This window comes from Vibrio atypicus, assembly GCF_009811315.1.
Lineage (GTDB): Bacteria > Pseudomonadota > Gammaproteobacteria > Enterobacterales > Vibrionaceae > Vibrio > Vibrio atypicus.
In genome coordinates this window covers 112,149-124,423 of the sequence record NZ_BLID01000004.1, presented here as the reverse complement: position 1 = coordinate 124,423, position 12,275 = coordinate 112,149, and the positions used below count along the sequence as shown (strand labels likewise).

Here is a 12,275-nt window from a genome sequence, read left to right as displayed (position 1 = left end):
AACGATTTAAGGGAGATAAGAAAAAAAATATCGTGGTATAGCCGGGGGGACTATACCACGGGTGCCAATGACACCTTCGCTTGCTGCCGGAGTGACGCTGATGCGCCACCTCTGGAATTCAATGTCTTAGGGAGTTCCCTGTCGACGTGAATAACTATAATTGAGTGAGCTTATTTTACTTATAAAATTAACGCCAGTATTACATAAGAAAAACGACAGAATTCATAACTCATTGTTAATTATCTTCTTTTTTGTTTAGTTTGAATGTTATTACCTTTACTAGAAAGAAGAGGTGTGAACTTTGTCTTACGTTATTGACGTTTTTGACGTGATTTTTTTTAACGAAAGCGACGACACCAAAAATGGAAAAATTGATTTCAGACAAGATCTGCTATAGGCATCGGAGATAGTATTGCAATCGTTAATAAAAATATTTCTCATTTGTATATGACTGGCCTGTTTATGAAACTCTCAGAATTACAACAAGGGCAAAAAGCTACTATCACTGGTTTTACCGAGCTCTCTAATGACGTACGAAAAAAATTAATGGTGATGGGGCTACTTCCTCAAACTCCTGTCACGCTCATCCGAAGAGCACCAATGGGGGATCCTTTACAAGTGGAAGTCCGCGGTGTTTCGTTGGCGGTTCGCGTCAATATTGCTGATTCTATTTCTGTGGAGGTGAACTAATGGAATATCAAATTCTAACGGTCGGTAACCCAAATAGCGGTAAGACGACATTGTTCAATGGCCTAACGGGTGCGAAACAGCAAGTAGGTAACTGGGCAGGTGTAACGGTAGAAAAGAAAACAGGTAAGTACTCACATTCTAGTGACCAATTTTTGCTTACCGATTTACCGGGCATTTATGCATTAGATAGTGGTAATGATGGCAACAGTATTGATGAATCGATCGCTTCTCGTGCGGTTTTAACCCATCCAGCCGACTTGATTATTAATGTAGTGGATGCGACATGTCTTGAGCGTAGCTTGTACATGACGCTACAGTTGCGTGAATTAGGTCGCCCTATGATTGTCGTCCTAAACAAAATGGATGCCCTAAAGCGTGAACGTCAAACTATCGACCTTAAAGCATTGGAGAAAATGCTAGGTTGCCCTGTGTTTGCTATTTCAGCAAACAACCGCTCTCAAGTTCAGGCATTTAAAGAGCGTTTACATAAAGCTTTGGTTCAAGGCGTTGCACTAGACGAACTTCGTTTGGATTACGGCTCTGACTTTGAAGAGGCAATTACTCGAATAGAACCAATATTTCAGAATCAAACAGAAGCTGCGGCACGTGCCTTGGCTATTCGTGCGTTAGAAAACGATCTATTGGTTCTGAACGTATTGCCACAGCATGAGCGTGAAGAAATCCTAGCTGAGCAAAAGCAAGTAAATATCGATATTGATCTTCTAGTGGCAGATGTGAAGTACTCTTTTCTGCACGATCAGTGTAAAAAAGTTCGTCGCGCAGAAGGTAAACTCAGCCATAGTTTCACCGAAAAAGTTGACAACGTAATCCTGAATAAGTGGGTAGGGGTACCGTTTTTCTTCGTTGTTATGTACTTGATGTTCATGTTCTCCATTAACATTGGTAGCGCGTTCATTGATTTCTTCGATATCGGCGTCGGTGCATTATTGGTTGATGGAGGTCATTATCTTCTAGATGATCATTTGCCGGTGTGGTTAGTCACACTGATCGCTGACGGCGTTGGCGGTGGTGTACAAACGGTAGCGACCTTTATCCCTGTTATCGCTTGTTTGTACTTGTTCTTGGCAGTCCTCGAAAGTTCGGGCTATATGTCTCGTGCAGCATTTGTACTTGATAAAGTGATGCAAAAGATTGGCTTACCAGGTAAAGCATTTGTGCCACTCGTTCTTGGTTTTGGTTGTAATGTGCCATCTATCATGGCGACTCGTACGTTAGATCAAGAACGTGAGCGTAAGCTCGCAGCATCGATGGCACCATTTATGTCATGTGGTGCTCGTCTACCAGTATACGCATTGTTTGCGGCGGCATTCTTTCCTGAAAGTGGCCAAAATATCGTATTTGCCTTGTACCTATTAGGTATCGTTGCGGCCGTGTTTACTGGCCTAGTGCTAAAGCATACGCTGTACCCAGGTTCAAGTGACAGCCTAGTAATGGAAATGCCAGATTACGAATTGCCAACCATGCGCAATGTTGTGATTAAAACTTGGCAGAAGCTAAAACGCTTTGTATTGGGTGCGGGTAAAACGATTGTCATGGTTGTGACTATTTTGAGCTTCCTAAACTCAGTCGGTACGGATGGCTCATTTGGTAATGAAGATAGCGAAAACTCTGTGCTATCTAAAGTTTCACAAGTCGTGACGCCTGTCTTTGCCCCAATTGGTATCGAGAGCGACAACTGGCCAGCAACAGTTGGCATCATTACTGGTATTTTTGCTAAAGAAGCGGTTGTAGGTACGTTAAACAGTCTCTACGCTCCAAGCGACGAAGAGGGTGCTGAATACGATCTAATGGCTAGCCTAGAAGAAGCGGTTATGTCTATTCCGGATAATCTATCAGGTCTTAGCTATTCAGATCCTCTTGGTATTGAAGTCGGTGATTTGACTGATAGCCAAGCGGTTGCTGAAGACCAAGAAGTGGACGCTTCTATTTTCGGTAACCTTAAAGGTCATTTTGCTTCAAGCCACGCAGCATTTGCGTACTTAATCTTCATTTTACTGTACACGCCTTGTGTTGCTGCAATGGGTGCTTATGTACGTGAGTTCGGACAAAAGTATGCGCGCTTTATTGCGGTGTGGACGATGGGTTTAGCATACGGCGGTGCGACATTGTATTACCAAGCTGCTCACTTTGCGGATCATCCAACTACAAGTTCTGCGTGGATTTCAGTGATTTTACTGGTGAGTTTTGTCACCTATCGACTTCTTAAAGCGGCGGGCAAGAAACAACTAATGCCATTAGAGGTACAAACAGCATGATTTTGACAGAGCTAAAGCAGTATATTGACCAAAATGGTAGTGTATCTCAGCGTGATTTAGCCAAGCAGTTTTGTTTGAGCGAAGATGGCGTGGATGCGATGTTATCAGTGTGGATTCGTAAGGGCGTGATCTCTCGCCTTGTTGATACTAATGCCGCGCAGCATGTGACGCGAGTCCGCTATGCCAAAGTCGATAGTAATGCGTTGGCTCTGACTGTCACGATGTAACCAAGTGATGAATCTAAAAATGCCGCTCATTTTTGAGCGGCATTTTTATTGTCTAGATTAAGTTGAACAGGCTGCTTAAGGAAAGAACATTTCCGATTCGAGTTTGCAGCGCTGCTTGTTCTTCTTCGGTACGAAATGCGCCTTGAGTATTTCCCCAAACCGGTCCTGGCCACGCGACATCATCTTTAAAGCGAGCGATATGATGGATGTGCAGTTGAGGTACCATATTGCCTAAAGCACCCAAGTTGAGTTTGTCTGGTTGAAAGGTTGCTTCTAGCGCTTGGCTGACAGCTTGAGATTCAAGTAGGAACTGCTGTTGCTCTTGCATTGGTAGGTGATGTAGCTCTTTCAAGTTGTCTCGTTTAGGTACAAGAATCACCCAAGGCACCGCATTGTCTCTGTGTAATAAAGTGATACACAGTGGGAAGTGGCCAATAATTGTGGTGTCTTTAGCAAGTTGAGGGTGGAGTTCAAAGCTCATAGTTTAGATCCATAACAATGGTGTTAGGCTGAGTATACTGCAAATAAAACAAAGGTTGACGCTCTCACGTCAACCTTTGTTGTTATCTCTGCTTTAGAGGCACTTACATGCGATCTAGAGTTTCGATACCCAGTAGAGATAGGCCTTGCTTGATGGTCTTAGCTGTCAACGCAGCAAGTTTCAATCGGCTCTGTTTCACTGACTCGTCTTCAGTGTTAAGGATTGGGCATGCTTCATAGAAACCAGAGAACTGACCTGCTAGTTCGAATAGGTAGCTACACATGATGTGAGGCTGACCTTCACGAGCAACAGACTGAACGGCTTCTTCGAACTGCATCAGCTTCGCGATCAGTGCTTTTTCTTTCTCTTCTGTTACTTTGATTTCGCCAGCTAGGTTCTCCATAGAGATACCTGCTTTTGCAAAGATAGAAGCAACACGAGTGTAAGCGTACTGCATGTATGGTGCAGTGTTACCTTCAAACGCTAGCATGTTGTCCCAATCGAACACGTAGTCAGTAGTACGGTGCTTAGAAAGGTCTGCGTACTTAACTGCCGCCATTGCTACTGTGTTCGCAATGTTTGTCTTCTCTTCAGCATCAAGACCTGGGTTCTTAGATTCGATCAGTTTGATAGCGCGCTCTTCCGCTTCGTCTAGAAGATCCGCTAGGCGAACAGTACCACCTGCGCGAGTCTTGAATGGACGACCATCTTTACCTAGCATCATGCCGAATGCGTGGTGCTCTAGAGAGACTTCTTCTGGTACGTAGCCTGCTTTGCGAACGATTGTCCAAGCTTGCATTAGGTGTTGGTGCTGACGAGAGTCGATGAAGTAAAGTACGCGGTTTGCGCCTAATGTTTCGTAACGGTATTTCGCACATGCGATATCCGTTGTTGTGTACAGGAAGCCGCCGTCGCGTTTTTGGATGATAACACCCATCGCTTCACCGTCTTTGTTTTTGTACTCTTCAAGGAAGACAACTTGCGCGCCATCATCTTCTTGAGCTAGACCTTGTTCTTTAAGGTCAGCAACAATGCCAGGAAGCATGTCGTTGTACATACTTTCGCCCATAACGTCATCACGAGTTAGTGAAACGTTTAGACGATCGTAGTTACGTTGGTTTTGAACCATAGTAACGTCAACGAGTTTCTTCCACATTTCTGCGCAGTACTCATCGCCACCTTGCAGTTTAACTACGTAGTTACGAGCCTTCGCTGCGAATTCTTCGTCTTCATCGTAAAGCTTTTTCGATTCACGGTAGAAAGCTTCAAGATCTGACAGTTCCATAGAAACTTCGCCAGATTCTTTTTGTACTCGCTCAAGGTTAGCGATAAGCATACCGAACTGAGTACCCCAGTCACCGATGTGGTTTGCGCGAATCACTTTGTGACCAAGGAATTCAAGCGTACGAACAACTGCGTCACCAATGATTGTCGAACGCAGGTGACCTACGTGCATTTCTTTGGCAACGTTTGGTGCAGAGTAGTCTGCAACGATAGTCTGCTGTTCTTCAGCGGCAACACCTAGACGCGAATCAGCCAATGCTGCTTCTGCTTGTTTTGCTAGGAATTCTTCACTTAGGAAGATGTTGATGAAGCCAGGGCCAGCAATTTCAGTTTTGCTTGCGATACCGTCAAGGTCCAGAACATCCAATACTTTCTGTGCAAATTCGCGTGGGTTAGTGCCTAGCTTTTTCGCTACGCCCATTACGCCATTCGCTTGGTAATCACCAAACTGTGGTTTTGCAGATTGGCGAACTGCTGCAGGGCTGCCTGCAGGTGCGCCAGCGGCTTCAAGAGCCTGAGAAACTTTGTCATTAATAAGTGCTTGGATATTCACACGCGCTTCCTTCAATTCTAGGGAATTGGTTAGGTATGCATTGCTCATATCAGGCAGCAGCGGGCTTAACCTGAATAATATTCACTAAGGTGAAATGAATGCATATCTCGATCTAGTTCATAATTTGGAGCACATAATAGCAACTTTATTGGCGCGCTTATAGGGAGTGAACTGGGAAATTTTCTACTTTTCCTGATGATCTTGTTACTATTGGAGAAAATTTAATGTTTTAGGTGGAAGAAAATGTCTCAGAGACTGATTGATACTGAATTAATGCCTGTTCAGATGCAAGAGAAATTGACCGATTTTATGCATAAAATCCAAGAGTTAGGTCAAATCTTGCATATTAATTTGTCTGATTTTCAGGCTGATCATATTGCGTTGCGCATTAATCAAGCAGAACTGGCACAATTAGCTCATCAAGAGTGGCTAAAATCAGGTAAAGAGATTTCAAATGCGATGATCAATGGTCGTCCGATTATTGTTATCGAATTTAATCAACCACTTGACGCAAATGATTGGTCAATAGAATGCTTAGAGTTGCCATATCCGGCTGCGGGGAAAATCTATCCTGAACAGAGTTGGGAGCATGTGGAGTTTGTCGTCCCTTCACAAGCTGAGAGTGCAGAGGCTTATCTAGAAGATATCAAACAGCAGTTTCCCGAATTCTCTTCCCAGTATGGTCGACTCGAAGAGTTAGGAGTGAAGATCAAACTATCTAGTCCAAAAGGTGAGGGCGAACGTTTGAATAACCCAACGGTTGCGTTTAAACACAATGGGGTGTGCATTAAGCTACACCCTCATTCGCTTAAAAAGATTGTCGAATCAGAGCAGTCAGCCTAGCTCAACGTCTTTTGGTCTTAGCTGGAACTCTTCAATAGAGCCAATCTCAAGCCCTAAATCTAATGGCTCCGACTCATGGTGTGCATTGCCTTGCGTGTGCATGATGAGCCGGTTGGCGGTTCTTGGTTTTAACTCGTTGACAACGAAACGAATCATATCGGTGCGAGTTAACTTTTTCAGCTCTTCCAATACCACTTCTTTTTGATTGAAATTCTCATCCTTATTGCCAATCGCGACCCACAAACGTTGTGCCCGAGAGCGCAGTGTTGTGTCTGGAGTTGCAATTTGATTCCATAAACCTCGTTTACTGCTGTGCCATTGATACTCATTAAGCTCAAGCAAGACCATGTAGAAAGCATTGAGGAATTCATCAATCGAGCTGATCAGATCCACTGGGGCAGCATTTGGTGATTGCACATAGAGTACAATCCCCGGGTGTTTATTTAGTGGCAGGTTGCCTGTGCCTACCATATAACCTAATTGTTGCTTGGTGCGTATTTCATGGAAGAAAGTCGCCGACATTAAGTGATTCGCCAGTGAATAAAGCGCAATGCTTCTTGGGCTTGTATCGTCACATTGATAGTAAAGAACGACTGCAGAATCTTCTTGATCGCAAAAGACTTCACGTTGGAATGAGCCATTTTCGCCGAGCATAACGAGTGGGCGAAGTGACTCTTCATATTGTTGGTTCTGTACACGAAGGGCATCTTTGAGAGTATTGCCTAAGCTTATCGCGTCTTCTTTGTTCCAGTCTCCATATACAAACATTTCTACGTGGAGTTCCGCTAAGATGGCTTGAACAAAACTAGAAAGCTCATCAACTTCTATCGACTCAAGGGCTTCAATTAGTGCAGAGTATGGAGGGTTGTTAGGTTGTAAAATACCGGTCAATGCATTAAAAAGTTGGGAAATTGGGCGATCTTGAGTCGAATTTCGCCAATTACGTAACATCTGGTTTTTGATGGTGTCAAAGCGTTGTTGGCTAAAGTCTCGCTTAGCAAATCGCTCCAAAATCAATTTCATCAATTCCGGTTGTTTTTTGCTAAATCCAGAAACAGTTAATGTCACCCCGCCTTGATGAGCGTACATGTTGTAGCCCATTCCTGCGATTTCTGCTTGATACGTCTCTTCGGCTAAGCTGTCCAAAAACATTTCAACACAAAGGCGCGTTTTTACAATGTTACGCGAAGTCGATACGGCTTGAGGGCTGTCTATCGCTATATACAACACCCCTTTTGGCACTCGAAATTCGTCGTCTTGTAAGTGCCAAAGCTTAAAGCCCGGCAATTCCTCGATAACTTGCGGTGTGGCTTGAGTTTCAACAACGGATTGAGGGTCTAACTCATAACAGATGAATGGGTTTTTTTCCGGCAACGTAAATGTTAATTCGGTAGGGCTCGAGTAGAAATCGCGTTGCTCATCCGTAAAAGGTTGTACTGAGTAAGGCGTAAAATACCACTTCGCTGTCTTGTCATATTCAAGATCTTTGGCGATCAGAGTGACACGCAGATTATCAATGGTGAAGTGTTCAGCGAGTGAGCATAGCAAGGCTTCGTCATATCCAAGCATCATGTAGTCACCATAGGCGATATCTTCAGCTTGATAATGTTGCATGTTGATAACCAAATGACTAACAAGATCAAGTGGTCGAGTTGGTTCTTGAAAACGAAAAGCGGATTCAAGAACTGCTTTTTTCTCTAAATATCGCCATTCATCCATACCTTGAGATTTGATTAACTCAATGTAGCTAAATACGGCTTGGATTATCTGATCGGCATGCTCAAGCCCTAGTGGGGTCAAAGAGCAACTTACCGCAAACTCACGGTAGTTGCTGCCACTGGTTCCGCCTCCTGCTGAAAGTGATGTTATCCAACCTTTTTCTTTTAAGGCCAGCATTAGGCTACCAGCGCCTTCATCCCCGAGTAGATGGGCAAAGTAAGAGAGTGGCTTTGATTGATAGTATTGATCCATTCCCGGCATTGGAAAGGTCATAATTAATTTACGAAACTCTTTAACGGGTTCTACATTAACTTGGATTCCGGTCGACGTTTTTGCACTGTACGGAACGTTTATCGATTTACCAAAACGATTGTGATTTGGGACCGCTGAGAATTTCTCTTCACACCAAATTTGCAGCTCTTCTAAGCTCTGCGGCCCAGTAACCGAAAGTGTCATTAAATCAGCGGAGTATTCTTGGTAATGAAAATCGATGATCTCATCTCGAATTGATTGACCATCTCGGTCTGCCAGTGTTTCTAAATTACCAACCGAAAATTTACTGAATGGGTGCTCGGGATTAACGAGTTCTTTTTGCACTTGGTATAAACGGCGTGAATCATCGTTTAGTTTGAGCTTGTACTCTGACTCAACTGCCTGACGTTCTTTTTCCAGAGCTTCGGTATTAAAAAGAGGGGCAGTAAAAAACTGACTAAAGCGATCCAATGCGCTTTGAAAGGCATTCGGTGCAATATCAAAAAAGAAACATGTGTGTTCTGTACCCGTCCAAGCGTTGTTGCTGCCACCATGTTGACTAATATAACTTTGAAATTCTCCAACTTTAGGGTACTTTTCCGTCCCCAAAAACAGCATATGTTCTAGGTAGTGTGCCAACCCTTCTCTGTCATTAGGATCATCGAAGTGGCCAACATTTACAGCCAATGCCGCCGCAGATTTTTGGGCGCTCTCATCGTGAGTGAGTAAAACCCTAATACCATTACTGAGGGTAAGATAACGATATTGATTGGTGTCATTAGGGCTAATATGCACGTGACTCTCTCCAATGAATTAAGACGGTTGAGCTGGAACTGGGTAATTTGAGATCAATTTAACTTAATAATTATGACTCGGATATAGATCTCTGCAAACTATCTGTTTGAGAAATCTGAGCAAAATTGTTTTATTGATGTTATTCGTTTGGAGCCAAAGAGTGTTAAGGAAGTCAGAGTCTTTATCAAGCTACTTGATATAATTGTCGGAGAGAGTGATCAATTTGAGCGCAATAACTGAGCACAGTTCAGATTGCGGTGTTCAAATAACAACGATTAGTAATGATCACCAAGAAGCCATTTCAGAAGAACAGTGTAGGATTTAGCCATGAAGATTTTTATTATGCGTCACGGAGAAGCAGAGCACTATGCACCAAGTGATGCAGAGCGAGCGTTAACGCAAAGAGGATGTAGCGCGTCGGTTTCTGTTGCCAAATCCTGCGTCGAACAAGGATTTCAACAGTTTGATAAAGTGATTGTCAGCCCTTATTTACGAGCGCAACAAACGTGGTTTGAGATTTCTAAGCATTTCGACGCTAAGCAAGTGTTAACCAGTGATGACATCACTCCTTACGGAGACTCAGAAGATGTGTTTGAATACATTAACGCGCTGATTGATGTAGACAAACTGGATTCTGTGCTGCTTGTCTCCCACCTTCCTTTAGTTGGCTATTTAACCGCTGAGTTTGTTACGGATATGGCTCCGCCCATGTTTCCTACATCAGGCCTTATTTGTATCGATTATTCGCCAGAGAGTCGAAATGGCCAAGTCGCATTTAATATTCAACCACAGTAACTTAACCGCTGGATTTATGACGTAGCTTGTATGTTTTTTACGTGCAAGCTGTCCTTTTCTATTCGATTTGTGTGCATTGAATTAAAATTACGCAAACCTACAATGAAATGACATAAATAGTCTGATGAATGATGTAATCAGCACTAATATCAGTCATTTATTTGACATGTTATATGGACTGGAACTTGCATAACTAGTTAAGTTTTTCTTTCCATAGACAATTATAAACGCCTATCTATGAAGTTTTCTTTACCTTTTGCGAATAAGTTACCACCGCTACCTAAGAGAGCGATGCCTGCGATTGGCGCACCAGTCATGGTTCTGGCTACCTTGGCGATGGTGGTACTGCCGATCCCGGCATTTTTACTCGACCTTTTCTTCACGTTTAACATTGCGCTTTCAATGGTCGTGTTGTTGGTGACGGTTTATACACGCAGACCTCTCGATTTTGCTGCCTTTCCAACTGTGCTCTTGATCGCTACGTTGCTGCGCCTTGCGTTAAACGTTGCTTCGACGCGTGTTGTATTGCTTTATGGCCATGAAGGTCCAGGCGCTGCAGGTAACGTAATTGAAGCGTTTGGTAACGTGGTAATTGGTGGTAACTACGCGGTAGGTCTAGTGGTCTTCCTGATTTTGATGATCATTAACTTCATGGTTGTTACCAAGGGTGCAGGGCGAATTTCGGAAGTAAGCGCGCGATTCACGTTGGATGCGTTACCAGGTAAGCAGATGGCGATCGATGCGGATTTGAATGCCGGTTTGATTGATCAAGACCAAGCTCGTACACGCCGACAGGAAGTGACCAAAGAAGCGGACTTTTACGGTTCGATGGATGGTGCGTCTAAGTTTGTAAAAGGTGACGCGATTGCCGGTATCTTGATTCTATTTATCAACATCATCGGTGGTCTTTCGATTGGTATGGCTCAGTATGATCTTGGCTTTACCGAAGCGTTACAGATTTATACGCTGTTAACCATTGGTGATGGTCTGGTTGCTCAGATTCCGTCACTACTACTTTCGATTGGTGCAGCGATCATGGTAACTCGTCAGAACACTGACGAAGATATGGGCCAGCAGCTTAGATTCCAAATGTTCGACAACCCGAAAGCCTTGATGATCACAGCTGCGATCTTAGGCGTGATGGGTATCGTACCTGGGATGCCACATTTTGCATTCTTGTTGCTGGCTGCGCTCGCGGGCGGTGGCGCATACTGGATTCAACGCAAACAGAAGAAAGAAGCGGAAAAACCAAACCTACCAGCAACTACAGAAGCCGATGCACCAACACCTAAAGAGCTTTCTTGGGACGATGTACAGCCTGTCGATATTGTGGGTCTTGAAGTCGGTTATCGCTTAATTCCGCTGGTGGATAAAGATCAAGGCGGAGAGCTGCTAGAGCGTGTGAAAGGCGTACGCAAAAAACTGTCTCAAGACTTTGGCTTCTTGATCCCAGCGGTTCATATTCGTGACAACTTAGAACTTACCCCAAATAGCTACCGAATTACCTTGATGGGCGTTGCGGTTGGTGAAGCTGAGATTCGCCCAGATATGGAGCTCGCTATTAACCCTGGCCAGGTCTATGGCATGATTGATGGTGAGCCGACTATCGACCCAGCATTTGGGCTAGAGGCGGTTTGGATCCGTGAAGAGCAACGCGAGCATGCACAGGCATTAGGTTACACCGTGGTGGACTCATCTACCGTACTTGCAACACATCTAAGCCAGTTGCTAACTAACAATGCTTCTCAGCTAATCGGCCACGAAGAAGTGCAAAACCTACTTGAAGTTCTTGGTCGCAGTACACCGAAACTGATTGAAGGCTTCGTTCCTGATCAATTGCAACTGGGTGTGGTCGTGAAAGTGCTGCAGAACTTGCTTAACGAAGCGGTACCTATCCGAGATATTCGCACGATTGTACAAACCTTGTCCGAGTACTCAAGTAAGAGTCAAGAACCTGACATCTTAACAGCCGCAGTTCGTATTGCCCTTAAACGACTAATTGTTCAGGAAATCAATGGCATAGAGCCTGAATTACCAGTGATAACTCTCATTCCTGAGTTGGAACAAATATTGCATCAGACAATGCAGGCTTCTGGTGGTGAATCTGCGGGAATAGAGCCTGGTTTGGCTGAGCGACTACAATCATCATTAAGCCAAGCAACTCAAGAGCAAGAGCTTAAAGGTGAACCAGCTGTTTTATTGACCTCGGGTGTGTTGCGATCAACGTTAGCGAAATTCGTGAAGAACACGATTCCTTCCTTGAGAGTACTCTCCTACCAAGAAATACCAGATGAGAAACAAATTCGCATTGTCCAAGCGGTTGGTAACTAGCTCTAATGCGGGAATAAACGGTACCCAAA

General features: G+C 44.0%; 9 protein-coding genes. 6 read left to right on the top strand and 3 right to left on the bottom strand.

The features are described 5' to 3' along the window. Positions 1–462: 462 nt before the first annotated feature. The 3 genes from GVO60_RS10115 to GVO60_RS10105 are packed head-to-tail and all read left to right on the top strand — an operon-like array spanning position 463 to position 3,193. Entirely contained in the window at positions 463–690 is a 228-nt protein-coding gene (locus GVO60_RS10115; RefSeq protein WP_159653541.1) for a FeoA family protein, read from the top strand. Continuing rightward, the gene (gene feoB, locus GVO60_RS10110) at positions 690–2,966 is read left to right on the top strand and encodes a Fe(2+) transporter permease subunit FeoB (RefSeq protein WP_159653539.1); all 2,277 of its coding nucleotides are present in this window, start codon (positions 690–692) and stop codon (positions 2,964–2,966) included. The genes GVO60_RS10115 and feoB overlap by 1 nt, the downstream gene beginning before the upstream one ends. Then, on the top strand, positions 2,963–3,193 hold the full coding sequence (locus tag GVO60_RS10105; protein WP_159653537.1) for a FeoC-like transcriptional regulator: 231 nt from the start codon (positions 2,963–2,965) through the stop codon (positions 3,191–3,193). The genes feoB and GVO60_RS10105 overlap by 4 nt, the downstream gene beginning before the upstream one ends. A gap of 52 nt (positions 3,194–3,245) precedes the next feature. On the opposite strand, the gene GVO60_RS10100 is transcribed toward GVO60_RS10105, so the two are convergent. Beyond that, on the bottom strand, positions 3,246–3,674 hold the full coding sequence (locus tag GVO60_RS10100; protein WP_159653535.1) for an HIT domain-containing protein: 429 nt from the start codon (positions 3,672–3,674) through the stop codon (positions 3,246–3,248). A gap of 103 nt (positions 3,675–3,777) precedes the next feature. Next, entirely contained in the window at positions 3,778–5,511 is a 1,734-nt protein-coding gene (argS, locus tag GVO60_RS10095; protein ID WP_159653533.1) for an arginine--tRNA ligase, read from the bottom strand. A 243-nt stretch (positions 5,512–5,754) separates the two neighbouring features. On the opposite strand from argS, the gene GVO60_RS10090 reads away from it, so the two are divergent. Then, positions 5,755–6,354, top strand: a complete 600-nt coding sequence (locus tag GVO60_RS10090) for a VOC family protein (RefSeq protein ID WP_159653531.1) — start codon at positions 5,755–5,757, stop codon at positions 6,352–6,354. On the opposite strand, the gene GVO60_RS10085 is transcribed toward GVO60_RS10090, so the two are convergent. Continuing rightward, positions 6,346–9,120 (bottom strand): insulinase family protein, encoded by a 2,775-nt coding sequence (locus tag GVO60_RS10085; protein WP_159653529.1) that lies wholly within the window; start codon positions 9,118–9,120, stop codon positions 6,346–6,348. The genes GVO60_RS10090 and GVO60_RS10085 overlap by 9 nt on opposite strands. Before the next feature lie 327 nt (positions 9,121–9,447). Between GVO60_RS10085 and sixA the strand changes: the two genes are divergently transcribed. Beyond that, a complete protein-coding gene (gene sixA, locus GVO60_RS10080; RefSeq protein ID WP_159653527.1) occupies positions 9,448–9,915 on the top strand; it encodes a phosphohistidine phosphatase SixA in 468 nt (155 codons plus the stop codon). 237 nt (positions 9,916–10,152) lie between these two features. Further along, positions 10,153–12,246, top strand: a complete 2,094-nt coding sequence (flhA, locus tag GVO60_RS10075; RefSeq protein ID WP_159653525.1) for a flagellar biosynthesis protein FlhA — start codon at positions 10,153–10,155, stop codon at positions 12,244–12,246. Positions 12,247–12,275 lie beyond the last annotated feature (29 nt).

Excerpts from the sequence above, each read along its gene's own strand:
- GVO60_RS10115 (WP_159653541.1), top strand. The coding sequence starts at position 463 with ATGAAACTCTCAGAATTACAACAAGGGCAAAAAGCTACTATCACTGGT.
- feoB (WP_159653539.1), top strand. The coding sequence starts at position 690 with ATGGAATATCAAATTCTAACGGTCGGTAACCCAAATAGCGGTAAGACG.
- GVO60_RS10105 (WP_159653537.1), top strand. The coding sequence starts at position 2,963 with ATGATTTTGACAGAGCTAAAGCAGTATATTGACCAAAATGGTAGTGTA.
- GVO60_RS10100 (WP_159653535.1), bottom strand. The coding sequence starts at position 3,674 with ATGAGCTTTGAACTCCACCCTCAACTTGCTAAAGACACCACAATTATT.
- GVO60_RS10090 (WP_159653531.1), top strand. The coding sequence starts at position 5,755 with ATGTCTCAGAGACTGATTGATACTGAATTAATGCCTGTTCAGATGCAA.
- sixA (WP_159653527.1), top strand. The coding sequence starts at position 9,448 with ATGAAGATTTTTATTATGCGTCACGGAGAAGCAGAGCACTATGCACCA.
- flhA (WP_159653525.1), top strand. The coding sequence starts at position 10,153 with ATGAAGTTTTCTTTACCTTTTGCGAATAAGTTACCACCGCTACCTAAG.